This is a genomic window from Marinomonas sp. KMM3893 (assembly GCF_004352855.1).
Classification (GTDB): Bacteria; Pseudomonadota; Gammaproteobacteria; order Pseudomonadales; family Marinomonadaceae; genus Marinomonas; species Marinomonas arenicola.
In genome coordinates, this window is sequence record NZ_SJSC01000002.1 from 527,072 (window position 1) to 543,487 (window position 16,416).

The 16,416-nt window shown below is 44.1% G+C and carries 9 protein-coding genes; 8 read left to right on the plus strand and 1 reads right to left on the minus strand.

Annotation, left to right across the window (positions count from 1 at the left end):
- Positions 1 to 113: 113 nt before the first annotated feature.
- Entirely contained in the window at positions 114 to 2,288 is a 2,175-nt protein-coding gene (locus tag E0D71_RS06945; RefSeq protein ID WP_133002584.1) for a Tex family protein, read from the plus strand.
- Between the two features lie 163 nt (positions 2,289 to 2,451).
- Here E0D71_RS06945 and E0D71_RS06950 read toward each other — a convergent pair whose 3' ends face one another.
- Positions 2,452 to 3,045 carry an FMN-dependent NADH-azoreductase gene (locus E0D71_RS06950; protein WP_133002585.1) on the minus strand — a complete coding sequence of 198 codons (594 nt, stop codon included), beginning with the start codon at positions 3,043 to 3,045 and terminating at the stop codon, positions 2,452 to 2,454.
- Between the two features lie 164 nt (positions 3,046 to 3,209).
- Between E0D71_RS06950 and E0D71_RS06955 the strand changes: the two genes are divergently transcribed.
- The 7 genes from E0D71_RS06955 to E0D71_RS06985 all read left to right on the plus strand — a co-directional run bounded on the left by E0D71_RS06955 (position 3,210) and on the right by E0D71_RS06985 (position 16,393).
- A complete protein-coding gene (locus E0D71_RS06955; protein ID WP_133002586.1) occupies positions 3,210 to 4,127 on the plus strand; it encodes a LysR family transcriptional regulator in 918 nt (305 codons plus the stop codon).
- Positions 4,128 to 4,591: 464 nt separating this feature from the next.
- Entirely contained in the window at positions 4,592 to 5,041 is a 450-nt protein-coding gene (locus E0D71_RS06960) for a transposase (RefSeq protein WP_133002587.1), read from the plus strand.
- 1,207 nt (positions 5,042 to 6,248) lie between these two features.
- Positions 6,249 to 7,610, plus strand: a complete 1,362-nt coding sequence (glmU, locus tag E0D71_RS06965; RefSeq protein WP_133002588.1) for a bifunctional UDP-N-acetylglucosamine diphosphorylase/glucosamine-1-phosphate N-acetyltransferase GlmU — start codon at positions 6,249 to 6,251, stop codon at positions 7,608 to 7,610.
- Positions 7,611 to 7,677: 67 nt separating this feature from the next.
- Positions 7,678 to 9,504, plus strand: coding sequence for a glutamine--fructose-6-phosphate transaminase (isomerizing) (gene glmS / locus E0D71_RS06970; protein ID WP_133002589.1), 1,827 nt, complete (start codon positions 7,678 to 7,680; stop codon positions 9,502 to 9,504).
- A 537-nt stretch (positions 9,505 to 10,041) separates the two neighbouring features.
- Complete coding sequence (locus E0D71_RS06975; protein ID WP_133002590.1) at positions 10,042 to 11,307, plus strand: hypothetical protein; 1,266 nt, start codon at positions 10,042 to 10,044, stop codon at positions 11,305 to 11,307.
- Between the two features lie 213 nt (positions 11,308 to 11,520).
- Positions 11,521 to 13,413 carry a methyl-accepting chemotaxis protein gene (locus E0D71_RS06980; protein ID WP_165942961.1) on the plus strand — a complete coding sequence of 631 codons (1,893 nt, stop codon included), beginning with the start codon at positions 11,521 to 11,523 and terminating at the stop codon, positions 13,411 to 13,413.
- A 433-nt stretch (positions 13,414 to 13,846) separates the two neighbouring features.
- The gene (locus E0D71_RS06985; RefSeq protein WP_133002592.1) at positions 13,847 to 16,393 is read left to right on the plus strand and encodes an EAL domain-containing protein; all 2,547 of its coding nucleotides are present in this window, start codon (positions 13,847 to 13,849) and stop codon (positions 16,391 to 16,393) included.
- The last annotated feature ends 23 nt before the right edge of the window (positions 16,394 to 16,416 follow it).

The following is a 16,416-nucleotide window of genomic DNA, read 5'->3' on the forward strand; positions in this document are numbered from 1 at the left end:
ACAATATTCATACTAATTCAAGTTTTACCCGTGAATTCTAATGAAAAAAAACAAAACATGCGAACATAATAATCTGTTATGACTTCTGTAAAGTGTAAAAAATAGGGCAAATAATGAGATGTCTTGCGAATAGTTTAAGTAGAGAGTTTTCTATAGCGGAAAAATACGCCAAGAATATATTAGCTTTGTTTGAAGATGGCGCGACTGTGCCCTTTATCGCTCGCTACCGAAAAGAAAGTAGTGGCGGAATGCTGGATGTGGATTTAAGGCGTTTTCATGAGCGCTGGCAATATCTAGTTGAGCTAGAAAAACGTCGAGATTCAATTCTAGCCACACTCGAAAAGCACCCTAGTTGCCCAGAAAGTGTCATGCTTAAGATAAAACGAGCCACGACAAAATCAGAGCTAGAAGATCTCTTCGCCCCATTCAAGAGTACGCGTAAGAGCAAAGCGACTGAAGCGGCGGAGTTAGGGTTAACGCCTTTAGCAGAAGCCCTGTGGGCTGGTGTGCTGTCAGAACGGTCGAAAGACATCTCAGAGTGGTTGGCGTCGTCTAATGTGTCGTTAGGGGCCAAAGAGGCTTTAGAGGGGGCGCGAGAAATCATTATAGAAACCCTGTCTCTCGATGCAGATCTTTTGAAACAAGGTCGAGAACTCTTGTTATCGAAAGGGCAAATGCAGAGTAAATTAGTGCGTGGTAAGAAAGAGATCGGTGAAAAATATCGAGACTATTTTGAATATAGCGAAGCCGTTAGAAAGATGCCCTCACATCGAGTATTGGCATTATTTCGAGGGAAGAAAGAAAGCATTTTAAAGCTCAGCATACTGCTTTTGAATGAAGAAAGTGAGCTGTCCAGATTGAACCTTTCTCATTTGCTAGGCCTTTTTGACGCTCAAAAAAATGAGAAAAATGTCGCTTTTTGTAAGTTAAATGTAAAGCAGAAAGAGTATTTACTACTCGCTTGGGATAAAAAGATCCATTCTAAATTAGAAAGCGATATTTTTTCTATTTTAAAAGAGCAAGCGGAAGAGGGGGCGATTAATGTCTTCGCGAATAATTTAAACGATTTATTAATGTCTGCTCCGGCGGGAGCCCATCGGGTGATTGGTGTTGACCCTGGGTTTCGTAATGGGGTGAAACTGGCGGTTATTAATGAGTTGGGTGACGTGATTGATCATGGGGTTATTTACCCATTTACTTCTGAGTCACAAAAAGACAAAGCGATGGCCAGGTTACTGGATCTCATCAAGCAGCATAAGGTGGCATGGCTTGCGATTGGCAATGGCACGGCTTCACGAGAATCCGAACAATTGATCAATCAATTGATTCAGCAGGAAAACTTATCTTGCCGTACCGTGGTCATCAGTGAGGCTGGGGCGTCTGTGTATTCGGCGTCGGACGTGGCGATAAACGAATTTCCTGATTTAGACGTCACTATTCGCGGCGCCATTTCTATTGCTCGTCGTTTTCAAGATCCATTGGCAGAGTTGGTGAAAATCGACCCTCAAGCGATAGGGGTAGGTCAGTATCAGCATGATGTGAAGCCTGCGCAATTAGCGAGTTCGCTCACGAATGTGGTAGAGGACTGTGTGAATAAAGTGGGCGTGGATGTGAACTTGGCGTCGGCTTCCTTGTTGTCTTATGTGGCAGGGTTAACGAAACGCATGGCGCAAAATATCGTGGAGTATCGTCGTCAGAAAGGGCGAATAGAGAGTCGAGAAGAGCTGTTAAAAGTAAAAGGCATTGGTGCGAAGGCGTTTGAGCAGTGCGCGGGCTTTTTAAGAGTGTTGAATGGGCGTGAGGTATTAGACAGTTCTGGTGTGCACCCTGAATCGTATTCTTTGGTACGCTCGATGGCTCAAGCGATGAGTACTCAGGTAGATAAGTTGTTAGACAATGGGGCTGCTATTAATCAGTTGCAGCTTAAGTTTGCCGATTTTTCGGGGGTCGACCGTTATACCTTTGATGACACCCTGAAAGAGTTGGCTAAGCCTGGCCGAGACCCTAGACCTGAGTTTCGTTATGCCGAGTTTGATCAAAGCGTACAATCTATGGCGGACCTAACAGAAGGTATGTCATTAGAGGGGGTGGTAACCAATGTGGCGGCGTTTGGTGCCTTTGTCGATATCGGTGTGCATCAGGATGGTTTGATCCACATTTCTCAATTGGCAGATCGTTTCGTCAAAGACCCAAGGGATCTTGTTCGAGTGGGCCAAGTGATCAAGGTCACTGTGTTAGAAGTGGATGAAAAGCGGAAGAGAATCAGCTTGAAAGCCACAGGGCTTTAAATAGCTAGTGCAGCGACAGAGAGTAATTGGCAGATACCTTAAAACAGATACCTAAAAACAGATAGCCAAAAGCAGAAAACAAAAAACCGATTGGGCGTTTGAGGCGCCACAATCGGTTTTTTGTGCTTATAGGGTTTATAAGGGAAAACCCTATGAGCCCGTTTTATAGTGCCGCAGCAATCTCTGCTTTTGCTTTATTAAAGGCTTCAACACCAGGCTCACCCATAGATTGGCCGCCAGCAACAAAACTGTCTTTCACCGTTAAACCAAGGAAGGACAAGAAGGTTTTTAAGTAAGGCAGTTGGTGATCCATTGGAGAATCCGTTAGGAAGCTGCCGCTGGCAGAGAATAAATACGCGTCTTTGCTAAGCAGACCAACAGGACCTGTCTCAGTATATTTAAAGGTACGACCAGCACGTGAAATATAATCAAAGTAAGACTTTAAGGTAGAAGGAATGCTGAAATTATAGATAGGGGCTGAGATGGCAAGAACATCAGCGGCTTCTAGCTCTTCGATGAGTTCGTCACCAAGCGCAACAATAGCTTGTTGTGCTTGGCTGCGATCTTCGGCAGGGGTAAACAGTGCGCCCAATGTCTCGCTCGTAAAGTGCGGTAGAGGGTTTGCATTAACATCACGAACCACCACAGTGCCGTTTGGGTTTTTCGCTAACCATTGCTCAACGAATTCATCGGCCAGTTGGCGAGATTTAGAGTTTTCGCCAGAGGCACTAGAATCAATGCGTAATAAAGTCGTCATTTATCATTCTCCAAAATTATTTTTAAGCTGAATTGATCAGCGGTGTGACGGAATGAAGTGATAATAGAGCCAGTTTATTCGATAAAAAAGCGCATTATTTAGCAGATATATATCTAAAAATACGATAAATTCAATGAATCAAAACTTCAGAATGGACATCGCTAGTGAAAGCACCCCGAGTAACATTAGAGCAATGGCGCGTGTTACAAGCCGTTGTTGATAAAGGTGGCTTTGCCCAAGCCGCCGAAGCCTTGCATAAAAGCCAATCCTCTGTGAGCTACACGGTGGCTAAGTTGCAGGAGCAACTAGGCTATCCGCTGTTGATTATTGAAGGGCGCAAAGCGAAATTAACCGAACGTGGTGAGGTTTTGCTGCGACGTTCTCGCCATTTAATTAAAGAAGCGGTGGATCTTGAAGAGCTTGCCAGCACCTTAGGGCAAGGTTGGGAGCCTGAACTTGAAGTTGTGGTCGATCAAGCCTTTCCGACACCGGCGTTATTGCGTGCATTAAAAGGCTTTGAGCCCCAAAGCCAAGGCACTCAAGTGCAACTAAAAGAAGTGGTTCTGAGTGGTGGCGTAGAAGCATTGAAGCAAGGACGGCCAGACCTAGTGCTCAGCGGCATAGTGCCAAAAGGCTATTTAGCCGACCCTATTGTTGAAGTGGAAATGATCGCTGTTGCCGCGGCAGACCATCCATTGCAGCAAGAAACGTTACCGATTAATAATGAACGCTTGAGCCGAGAGCTCCAATTGGTGATCCGTGACTCTGCGGTAGAAACATCCATGGATTCTGGTTGGCTGGGAGCGGATCGCCGCTGGACTGTATCCAGTGTTCAATCCTCGCTAGAAATTGTTACCAGCGGCATAGGCTTCGCTTGGCTGCCAAAAGCCGACTTACACGAGGCATTAGAAAGCGGAAAATTAAAAGCGCTAAACCTTGTCTCTGGCGGCGAGCGAACCTTCTACATGTACGCCATTTTCGGCAAAGGCGAACGCACCGGCCCCGCCGCCAGACTACTGGTTGAGCTACTGCAAAAAGAATGCAACCGCTGCCCAAGTAAAAGAGACTTAGAATTAACGTGACTCAACCAACTAGCACTTGCACTTGAACTGTCATTTGTAGATCTGCTTACCTTGAAAAAGAGCGGCTGATGACCGCAGAGCCAATAAAGCCAAACAGACGAGACACCTGTGATTAACATGACTCAACCAACTTGCACTTGAACTGTCACTTGTAGGTCTGCTTACCTTGAAAAAAGAGCGGCTGATGACCACTGCACCAATAAAGTCAAACAGACGAGACACCTGCGATTAGCGTGACTCTTTTTTTAACTAACAAAACATCACCGGCCATTTCGACTTTAACCCTCGGTTGAAACACCGAATCTCCAGTTATTAGCCTAAAGACTAACCTACAAGACCTGAGACAAAGTGCCTGACACCTGCGATTAACATGACTATTTTTAACTAACACAACATCACCGGCCATTTCGACTTTAAACTTTGTCTACAATAAATAATCGGCTCTATAAAAGAAGGGATGCTTTATGTCATGGAACGACTTAAGAAAAGGAAGATGCTCTCAATCACAGGGTGAATATTTTATAACCTTTAAAACAGAAGGTAATCGCACTTATTTTCAGGATTTCAAACTAGCATGTTTGTTCTGTCAGCAAATAGAAGTGAATGAAATCAACCATCAATGTACCTGGTTAGCTTGGGTGCTCATGCCTGATCATTTTCATGGGTTAGTTCGTTTAGATTCGCAAACCGATCTCTCAGCAGTGATAGGATCATTAAAAGGAAGAAGCGCTAAAATTCTTAATCATTCTAGAAACTCCAAAGGTAGAATTTGGCAAACGAGATTTTACGATAGAGCACTTCGATCTGAAGATGACAGGAAGAATATAGCCAGATATATAGTGGCTAACCCACTTCGCAAAAAATTGGTTAGCAGCGTTAGAAACTATCCATACTGGGACTCAGTTTATCTTTAGCTTGATAGAACAAAGAGCAGCCAGACGAGACACCAGCGATTAACATGACTCAACCAACTTGCACTCGCACTTGAACTTGAACTGTCACTTGTAGGTCTGCTTACCTTGAAAAAGAGCGGCTGATGACCACTGTACCAATAAAGCCAAACAGACGAGACGCCTGTGATTAACATGACTGTTTTTAACTAACACAACATCATCGGCTATTTCGACTTTGACCGATGGACTGGGTCTTGTAGGTCAGCCTTTAGGCTGATGACCACTGCACCAATAAAGTCAAACAGACGAGACACCTGTGATTAACATGACTGTTTTTAACTAACACAACATCACCGGCTATTTCGACTTTGACCGATGGACTGGGTCTTGTAGGTCAGCCTTTAGGCTGATGACCACTGCACCAATAAAGTCAAACAGACGAGACACCTGTGATTAACATGACTGTTTTTAACTAACACAACATCACCGGCTATTTCGACTTTAACCCTCGGTTGAAACACCGAATCTCCAGTTATTAGCCTAAAGACTAACCTACAAGACCTGGGACAAAGTGCCTGACACCTGCGACTAAAGTGATGCAACAATCACAAACCATCACCGACTATTTCGACTTTAACCCTCGGTTGAAACACCGAATCTCCAGTTATTAGCCTAAAGACTAACCTACAAGACCTGTGACAAAGTGCCTGACACCTGCGATTAACATGACTCGACCAACTTGCACTCGCACTTGAACTGTCACTTGTAGGTCTGCTTACCTTGAAAAAAGAGCGGCTGATGACCACTGTGCTAATAAAGACAAACAGGCGAGACACCTGTGATTAACATGACTGTTTTTAACTAACAAAACATCACCGGCTATTTCGACTTTAACCCTCGGTTGAAACACCGAATCTCCAGTTATTAGCCTAAAGACTAACCTACAAGACCTGTGACAAAGTGCCTGACACCTGCGACTAAAGTGATGCAACAATCACAAACCATCACTATCATTTCGACTTTAACCCATATTTGAGACATCGAATCTCCAGTTATTAGACGAAAGGCCACCCATAATAAGCTGTAGTGTCGATTCCAATCCCAACTTTTATTTTTAATTGTCATTTTATTTTTGACAATTGTGGTTGAGCTGAAACGGTACTCAAGGTCTAATAGTCAGTATCATTTATATTCCATTTTATAGACGCCAACACACAAGGACGATCTAATGACTCAGGATATTGTTATCCTCGCTGCCGGTAAAGGCAGCCGCATGAAATCTAAGCTTCCTAAGGTACTGCACGCAATTGGCGGAGTGTCTATGGTGCGCAGAGTATTAACCGTAGCCAGTAGCCTGCCTAATGCCGCCTTACACCTTATTGTTGGACATCAAGGCGAACAAGTCGCAGAAAAATGTCAGGATTTTTCGGCCAATATTGTTTGGCAAAATGACCCTCAAGGAACCGGCGATGCGCTAAAACGTGTTGCTCCGCATTTACAAGAGAATGGCTCAACGTTAACTCTGTATGGCGATGTTCCGCTTATCCAGGCGAGTACGTTAGCAAAAATGACGGCCTTGTCGACACCAAACACCTTGGTGCTGTTAACCGTAACGCTTGATAACCCAACAGGGTACGGGCGTATTGTGCGTGATGCCGCCAACAAGGTGACAGCCATTGTCGAGCAAAAAGACGCCAACGCAGATGAACTTAAGATCCAAGAAGTGAACACGGGAATTTTGCTGGCTCCCAATGCGCATTTACAAACATGGCTGGCAGCGCTTACTAACAACAACGCCCAGCAGGAATACTATCTGACCGATATTATTGCAATGGCAGCACGCGATGGCGTGGAGATTGTTACCGTGCAACCTGCGACTGAAGCAGAAGTGTCTGGCGTAAACGATCGCTTGCAATTGGCCACCTTAGAAAGAGTGCTACAACGCCAACAAGCCGATGAACTGATGAAAAACGGCGCGACCTTACTCGATCCTTCACGTATTGACGTGCGTGGTGAACTGATCACAGGTCAAGATGTTGTGATCGACATTAACTGTCTTTTTGAAGGCAAGGTAGTGATCGGTGACGATGTTGAAATAGGCCCAAATTGCCACTTAAAAAATTGCACCATTGGCAATGGCACCGTGATTAAAAGCAACACCTTGATTGATGACAGCCAAGTGGGTGAAGCCTGTGATATAGGTCCCTTTGCGCGACTTCGCCCAGGAACATCATTGGCCAATAAAGCTAAGATTGGCAATTTTGTAGAAACCAAAAAAGCCATCATAGGCGAAGGCAGCAAGGTCAATCATCTTAGCTACATTGGGGATACGCAAATGGGCGCTGGCGTGAACGTAGGTGCTGGCACCATTACCTGTAACTACGATGGGGTGAATAAATATCTGACGCAAGTGGCCGATAATGTATTTATCGGATCAAATTCTGCGTTAGTAGCCCCCGTCAGTATTGCCGCTGGGGCCACAGTCGCAGCGGGTTCAACCATTACTAAGAATGTCGCGTCAAACCAGTTAGCTCTTGGGCGAGCGCGTCAGACAAGCAAAGACAATTGGCCGAAACCAACAAAAAAATAATGGCATAGACCAAGCATTAAAAAGGCGATAAGCCCTTTTTAATAAACAGATTGAAAGGACAAAACACATGTGTGGAATCGTAGGCGCCATTGCTCGCCGTAATGTATCAAAAATCCTGATTGAAGGATTAAGCCGTCTTGAATATCGAGGCTATGACTCGTCAGGCGTGGCAATCAATAACGAACAAGGGGTTTTCTCTCATCGTGCTGTAGGCAAGGTGCAGGCGTTAAAAGACAAGTTCGCCGCAGAGCCGCTAGACGGCACCATGGGGATAGCACATACCCGTTGGGCCACACATGGTAAGCCAACAGAAGCCAATGCTCACCCGCATTTTTCTGGTGACAACCTTGCGCTTGTGCATAACGGCATCATTGAAAACCATGAAGTATTACGCCGTCAGCTAAAAGCAAAAGGCTACGAGTTCAAATCAGAAACAGACACCGAAGTAATCGTTCATCTGATTCATAACGAACTGAAAACACAACCAGATTTATTAACGGCTGTGCAAGCCACATTGGCTCAACTGGAAGGCGCATTTGCCATTGCCGTGGTAAATAACACTGAAAATGAGCGCTTTATCGCCGCTCGTAAAGGCAGCCCATTGGTTGTGGGCGTTGGCATAGAAGAAAACTTTGTGGCCTCAGATCAGCTCGCGCTCTTGCATGTCACTGATAAGTTCATCTTTTTAGAAGAAGGTGACGTAGTGGAAGTGACGCGTGATGAGGTTGTCATCTATGACCAAAACGGGGAGCAACAAGAGCGCCCTGTGAGCGTCTTTAATCACAACATAGACGCCACCGATAAAGGTGAATTTCGTCACTATATGATGAAAGAAATCTACGAGCAGCCTAAAGTGATCGCTGCGTGTTTAGAAGGTCGAATTAGCGAAAGCAAAGTTCTGACAAGCTGCTTTGGCGCTGACTCAGGCTTCTTAAAAGAAGTGGAGAATGTTCATATTGTTGCCTGTGGTACCAGCTACCATGCTGGCCTTGTTGCCAAATACTGGATAGAAGATCTGGCAGGCCTGCCTTGTTCTGTGGAAGTGGCCAGTGAGTATCGCTACCGTAAGGTTGCCGTGCCAAAAAACACCTTGTTCCTGACGCTGTCTCAGTCTGGTGAAACGGCGGATACCCTAGCGGCATTACGCAAAGCCAAAGAGCAAGGCTATCTCACGACTTTGGCCATTTGTAACGTGCCATCGAGTACTCTAGTTCGAGAATCCGCACTGACACTATTGACCAATGCGGGCGCCGAAATTGGCGTGGCATCGACGAAAGCTTTTACCACACAGTTAACAGCATTGTTAATTACCAGTGTCGCGATAGCGGTTGAAAATGGTCTGTCAGCAGAAAAGGAACAAGCCCTAGTAAATGCCATGCGCTCATTACCGGCTTATGTTAATGCTGCCTTGTTGCAGGATGAGCACATTAAAAAAGTATCGGATCGTTTTGCAAACAAGCATCACGCTTTATTTTTAGGTCGTGGTGCCATGTATCCGATTGCCCTTGAAGGTGCGTTAAAACTGAAAGAAATCTCTTACATTCACGCCGAAGCCTACCCTGCTGGAGAATTAAAACACGGCCCATTGGCACTCGTGGATGAAAATATGCCCATCATTACCATGGTGCCGCACAATGGCATGCTGGATAAATTGAAATCGAACATGCAAGAAGTGGCCGCGCGCGGCGGTGAATTGTATGTGTTTGCAGACCGTACTACGGCGTTGCATAACGAAGAGAACATCATCTTCACAGAAGTACCCAAAGTGGAAGAAATACTGGAACCTATCGTTCATACTATTCCGCTGCAACTCTTGTCGTACCACGTAGCGGTTGTGAAAGGCACCGACGTAGATCAGCCAAGAAACCTCGCTAAATCTGTGACTGTCGAATAATCACGAGCACCAACGGAATGTCTTTTCGTTGGTGCTTATTTCTCCTCTGGTTATTATCCCTTCTTATCTAATCTCTCCATTAAATAATAGTTCGATTCTTGTTGATGTTTTTATTTTTAATTATCACGCCAAGTTTTTATTGCTTATAAATTATTCTAATTTTCTTTTCAACAAAAACAAATATCATAAACATAAAGCAAATATCAGATTGATGGCTTTTTTGCATAAAATGAATTCTTAAAATCAAAAACGAATGTCACACTCAATTTTTCAGCCCCATAAACCAGCAACTTCCATTCTATAAAGTTCTTTTTAATCAAGGTGATACAGGGAGGTCTGCCAGAAAACACCAAGTAAGTGCCAGATTTTATCAATATTGATTAAAATGAGTAGATAAAACATTATTGTTTGACGAATTCGAAACGTTATTTTGTTTTTTAAGAATAAAGTTTTTGTATTTCAAATGCAGATAAAAATATTTTTCTAGCCTCTATTAAAGAGGAAATAACTCAAATAATAATAACAAGGTTGTTTAAAATGAAAAAAATACCATTCATTACACTTGTCTCTTTAGGGGTTACTTGTGTCAATGTGCAGGCTGAAAATTTACAGGAAGCGCTTTCGGGAGGCACCTTTACAGGTGAAATTCGAAATACCTTAGGGCTGGCTTCTCAAACGGACGCGAAAGCATCTGGGCCTTTTAATAATGGCAAGTCACTCGGCTCGGCCATTACTCTTGATTATGTCACCGGTGTTTATTACGGCTTTAAGTTAGGGTTGGGTGCAGAATCTGGCTATGACTGGGGGCTACAAAGTAACGACGCATCCACGCTTGCTGGTGGTGAAAATGACCATAGGGTGACTGCGGATGCAACGAATTTATATCACGCTTTTCTGCAGTACGATTTTGATCACGAGCTAACCGACTCGAGAATTCGTATAGGTCGTCAAAGTCTTGTTACGCCTTTATTGATGAATGATAACATGTATCCCATGCAAGACACCTTCGATGCCTTGGTGTTTGACAATAAAGACCTTGATAAGACAGATCTGCGCTTCATGTACATCAGCAAGTGGAATAAGCGTTTTGGTGATGACAACAATGGCTCCATTGTTGAAACCGACAAAAGATTCGATAACCCTTTAGTTTCTTTATACTTAAACAACAACAGCATCGAAGGGTTAAACATCGAAGCCCAATGGCTTTCTAACAACAATGATGGCGGTGTTGGTGATCCACCAGCGGATGTTGCTGCCCATGATTACGATACAAGCTTCCTTGCATTAACGTATCAAATACCAAACAGCACATGGCTGGTCGGTGCAAAAACCTTATCGGCTAATTTTGACGACAGCCCAGATACGGGCTATTGGGGAGCGCGAGTGAAGAAAACGTTTGACGGCGTTGGCGTTCAGCTTGCTTACACTTCCGTTAATGACGCTGCTAACTTCCCAGGCACGCTAGGACATGTGCCTATGTTTCGACCTTATAGCTCTAGCCTGACGCCAGAAGTATTCGCGGGTTTGCAAGCCACATCACTTACGATGGATTACACATTTAATGTGCCTGGATTACAGGCCAAACTTGGTTATACCAGTTACAAACAAAGTGATGAAGGCATCAAAAACAGTATCAATAATGACTTAGACGGAGCTTATGAAGCCTCTTTAAAAGTGCGTTATCAGCCAGCTGAGATCAAAGGCTTGTCCACCATAGTCGCGTTATCTTACATGGATTACGACCAAAATGTAGATGCGGACAGTATGGCGGTACTGCGCACCTCGGTTAACTATAAATTCTAATGTGCTGAGGTCGAGCCTTGTGTTTTGCGACAGTGAGTCTGTAGGTCGGTGCTACGGCGAACACGCAGACGCAAGGCTCAGGTTCTGCAGCTTAGGGAGATATGAAAACAGTTTATATTAAGTAGTCTTTGTTAGGTAAATACAGAGCCTTTAGCATTACAGCTGGGGACATGCCTCTTGTTTCAGTTGTAGCGTATTTAGATGGAAGAAAATATGAGAAACAGATTTACCGATGTGAACATAAGGACACGAGTTTACTTACCTATCGTGTTGTTGCTTATTTTAATGCTCACGGTGATTTATTTTAATTTTAATGGCAATCAAGAAGTAAGCCGTGCGAATCAAATCCAGCACGAAGTGACAGAAAATAGAAACACAATCATTGAGATTTCTCAGGCACTAAGCGGGTATTTTTCTGGACGTAGCCGGTTGAGTGTACTGGAATCCGAGATCGCAAATTTTGCGGCAAGCCTACATGACCGTCCGAAAATACAGACTCGCTTAGAAGAAATAGACAGCCGTCTTAAAGAATACCAACAAATCAAAAGTGAGGTTTCTGACCTTGAGCAAAGTAACTTCTCACTGATTGATTCGCGTTATGATAAAGCCAATGCTGATACTCATGACACACTAGAGGCATTGCTGAACAATAAAATCACCTATCTAGACGACCGATTAAAAGCGGTCGGTGGTAGCGTGCACTTTATGACTAGCATGTATCAGTTCAAGTTTTTGTTGGCTAACTTCAAATACCAGCCAGATTTATTGCCTGAGTTACAAAAATTCATTACATCGAGTATTAAAGACGCGGAGCGTAATATCGAGCTATTGAAGGGGACGCCGTTCGTAGCAGGGCCCACGCAAGGTAAAAAAGACCTGTTAACCGTGATGAAGAACGTCAACGACATTCATACTAAAACCCTGGCACTGAAACGTATTTCAACAGATCTAGAAGCAAAAATTGCCGCTATGGAAAAGGGCTTTTCTGATGAGCAGGTGGCAAATAACGCCAGTACTTTTGACTTGTTCAGCGGCTATTTATTTACCCTTATGATCGTCATTGTAGGCATTGCTGTTGCTATGATCCTCATCACAACGGTGACCGCGAAAAGCATACTCACCCCCATTTATTCGTTACAGCGGGCAGCCAGCACTTTGGCGAAAGGCGAAGGGGATTTAACGAAGCGATTAGAGGTGCAGAGTCGAGATGAAATTGGTCAGCTGTCGAGTAGCTTCAACCTATTTCTCGATAAGGTTCATGGCATTATGATTCAGGTCGCCGATCTCTCGTCAAAATTGAACCAAATAGCCAACCAGCTGGAGCACCAGACAGACGAGACAGGGCAATCGATTAATAAACAAAAATCCGATACGGATCAAATTGCTGTTGCTGTCGATCAGATGGCATCAACGGTAAAAGAAATCGCCAATACCGCTACCAGCACGGCAGATTCGGCACAATTCTCTGCCACACAAGCGCAAGATGGCATGGTTAATATGCTCACGACGGCGGATCTTTTGAGAGAAGTGAATGGGGAGCTTGCAGGGACCTCCACCATCATGAAAGAAATGGAAGAAAATAGCGCCCAGATTGGCAGTATATTGGATGTAATTCGCAGCATTTCTGAGCAAACGAATCTATTGGCTTTGAATGCGGCCATTGAAGCCGCTAGGGCGGGGGAGCATGGTCGAGGTTTTGCTGTGGTGGCCGATGAAGTGAGAAATCTAGCGCAACGCACGAAAGAGTCGACGGATGAAATTCAACATATGATCGAGTCATTGCAATCCATTTCTAGAAAAGCGGTCCACTCGATGGGCAGTGGTTTAGAAAAATCCACACACGCCACCTCCACTTTCTTGTCTACTCAAGAAGTGCTTGAAAAAGTCTCTAAGCAAATTCAGACAATCACAGACATGAACTTGCAAGTCGCTGCCGCGGTTGAAGAGCAAAGCAGCGCAACAGAAGAAGTTCAGCGTTCCACTTTCAGCGTAAAAAGCTCTTCTGAGCAAATTGCAGAAGTCTCGCAAGCGACCCAAAAATTGGTAGCAGACATGCATCAGATGACAATGGAATTGGACAAAGAAGTCGGTAAATTCGCATTGTAACCCGATGAATCCTAATACGGCCTGACCCATATCTAGTGTGAGTCAGGCTTTGGTCGATTCGGAAATATTGTTGGCAATGTGTCCATCGCTCCATTCTTGACACATCACATTGGTTTCAGGTTTCTCGCCTATTTAGTTTTAATCAGCGCCAAAATCGACACTAGATAAATAATGGGACTTCCTTAACTATAAAATTTATTAATAGTATTTTTGCCACTTATTTTAATAATGGTTAGCCAAGTCAAAGACAAAGTCTTTTAGCTTAATCGTCTTGATCCTTTTGATTCTAATTAATTGAAAACTGTGTAAAAATATCTGAAGTCTGCCCAAAATAGTGAAGTCAGGTCTTGTATATTGCCTGTTTAAGCGTATCGAGTGGAAAAGGTAGGCTGTTGCAAAATACAAGTTTTGATTTTATGTGAGCAGAGGATTTATGCCAGCAAAGGAATACTTATCTAACCTTTTTGTGCAAACGTTAGAGCAAGCAATGGATGGGGTGGTTGTTATCAACCCCCAAAATAATATTATTCTTTATAATAAAGCGGCCGAGAAGCTATGGGGCTTCTCTCATGACGAAGTGATAGGCAAAAACGTCAAAATTCTGGTGCCAGATAATATTAAGCCAAATCATGACAAACTTGTGAATGCCAATAGAGAAACGGGCGTGAATAAAATTGTTGGCATGAGTCGAGATATTGAAATTGTTCGCAAAGATGGCTCAATAAAATGGGGGTCGTTTTCTCTTTCTAAAGTAGAAATGGATGGGAAAATTTTATATACCGCTTTTGTAAAAGACATAACAGACACCATGTTACAGCGCAAGCGGATAGAAATGCTGTCTCTGGTAACAGATAAAACCGATAACGCCATCTTTATTACAGACAACCAATGGCATATTACTTATATCAATAAAGGCTTCATTAATATTTTAGGTTACCAAGAAGAGGATGTTCTTGGTCGCTCTCCCATTTCTGTGATTGCCCCCGTTTCCTATGGCAATAAAGTGGCCGACATCAGAGCAAGTTTACTAAAAGGCGAAGCCGTCAAGCTAGAAGCGCCAGTGCTAGGCAAAGACGGCCGAGAATTATGGTGCTCCATAATGGCCAATCCTGTGTTTGATGACGCCGGAGAGCTCACAAATATCGTCACCATAATGTCTGAGATTACCGCGACAAAACTTCACGAAGTGCTGCACGCCAATATTCTAGGCTCTATTGCCAAAGATGAGCCGCTTGAAGTCATCATGGAAGTGGCTTGCAAAGAAATTAGTAAAATAGACAAGAGCATCATACCGGCGGTACTGAAAGTCGACGATGAAAGAAAGCTTCAGCTGTTGGCCGCGCCTACTTTGCCAGCGGATTATCGAAAGGTACTAAACGATATGCAAATTGGAGAAGGGGTCGCGTCTTCTGGAACGGCCGCGTTTCGACAAGAGGCGGTATTGGTTTCAGACATAAGTACGGACCCTCTTTGGGCGGACTATAAAGATCGAATTCTTCCCTTGGGCATAAAAAGCTGCTGGTCTTCGCCAATTAAAAGCCAGCGTGGCGACGCGATTGGTGTGATTGCATTTTATCGAAAAGAGCATCAAGAGCCGTCTGAAATCGACCATCTTTTAATCAGTGTGTTGTCGCCTTTGTGCGGGCTTGCGATCGAGCGAGAGAAACAGCGTCAAGACATACGACATCTCGCCTATTATGACAGCTTGACCAAGTTGCCAAATCGCAGCCTACTTCATGCAGAAGCAGAACACGCACTCAGAGCTGTTGAAGCCGCGCACCAAACGCTTGCCGTTCTGTTTTTGGACATGGACAGATTTAAACAAATAAACGACACCTTAGGTCACCCCGCTGGCGATTTTTTCTTGAAAGAAATTGCGGCGCGCATCAACCAAAAGTGCGAAGACAATGACATCGCCGGTAGATTGTCTGGCGATGAGTTTGTGGTGATCAAAAAGTATAAAAGTCACGATGAGCTTAATAATTTTATTGAAGACTTGAAGCAGACTATTGCGGAGCCGCTAAGCTTGCCGGGTCTTAAAGTTTCGCCTTCGGCCAGCATAGGGGTGAGTGTTTATCCTGATGATGGACATGATATCGGCACCTTAATTCATCGTGCTGACATGGCCATGTACCAAGCAAAAACATCAGGGAAAGGGCGCTTTGCCTTTTTTAGCCATGAACTTAATCAGCTCGCTCAAGAGCGCCAAGAACTAGAAATAGAGCTCCAAAAAGCGATAGAAAACGATGAGTTACAGCTGGCGTATCAACCTCAAGTGAATATGAAAGACGGCTCTCTTTATGGTGTGGAAGCGTTAGCAAGATGGCATCACCCCAAGTTTGGCTCCGTGTCTCCAGGGAAATTTATTCCCTTAGCAGAAGAATGTGGCTTGATTGGGGATCTCAGTAATTGGGCGCTACGATCGGCCTGTAAACAAATGGCTATTTGGCGCAACAAGGGCGTTGCGATTCCTTCTATCTCGGTCAATTTATCACCGATCAACTTCCATAATATGGATCTATGCAGTGTCATTATGTCGGAGTTAGATTCACACAATCTTAAGGCATCGGACATCACATTAGAGCTCACGGAAGGCGTCTTTTTAGACACCAACCCTAATACGATGAAGGTCTTGCATGATATCCACGACCAAGGTATCGGTTTTTCCATCGATGATTTTGGTACTGGTTACTCAGGGTTAAGCTATTTAAGACGCATTCCAATAAAAGAGCTGAAATTAGACAAAAGCTTTGTCAATGAATTGGAGCAGAGCGAAACCGGCAGAGCCTTGAGTAAGGCGGTATTGCAAATAGGCGAGAGTCTTAACCTAGACGTAGTGGCAGAAGGCATAGAGCGTCAAGGGCAATATAAAATCCTGAAAAATCAAGGCTACCATGTGGCACAGGGGTTCTTGTTCTCAAAACCTTTAAATCCGGTGGAAATAGAAACTTGGATTCGAAACATCCCCATTAACGTGTAGCAAGACCACCGCTTGCCCGGCTC

What these genes read in the sequence shown, in the direction of transcription:
- E0D71_RS06945 (WP_133002584.1), top strand. Translation starts at nt 114, where the DNA reads ATGAGATGTCTTGCGAATAGTTTAAGTAGAGAGTTTTCTATAGCGGAA.
- E0D71_RS06950 (WP_133002585.1), bottom strand. Translation starts at nt 3,045, where the DNA reads ATGACGACTTTATTACGCATTGATTCTAGTGCCTCTGGCGAAAACTCT.
- E0D71_RS06960 (WP_133002587.1), top strand. Translation starts at nt 4,592, where the DNA reads ATGTCATGGAACGACTTAAGAAAAGGAAGATGCTCTCAATCACAGGGT.
- glmU (WP_133002588.1), top strand. Translation starts at nt 6,249, where the DNA reads ATGACTCAGGATATTGTTATCCTCGCTGCCGGTAAAGGCAGCCGCATG.
- glmS (WP_133002589.1), top strand. Translation starts at nt 7,678, where the DNA reads ATGTGTGGAATCGTAGGCGCCATTGCTCGCCGTAATGTATCAAAAATC.
- E0D71_RS06975 (WP_133002590.1), top strand. Translation starts at nt 10,042, where the DNA reads ATGAAAAAAATACCATTCATTACACTTGTCTCTTTAGGGGTTACTTGT.
- E0D71_RS06980 (WP_165942961.1), top strand. Translation starts at nt 11,521, where the DNA reads ATGAGAAACAGATTTACCGATGTGAACATAAGGACACGAGTTTACTTA.
- E0D71_RS06985 (WP_133002592.1), top strand. Translation starts at nt 13,847, where the DNA reads ATGCCAGCAAAGGAATACTTATCTAACCTTTTTGTGCAAACGTTAGAG.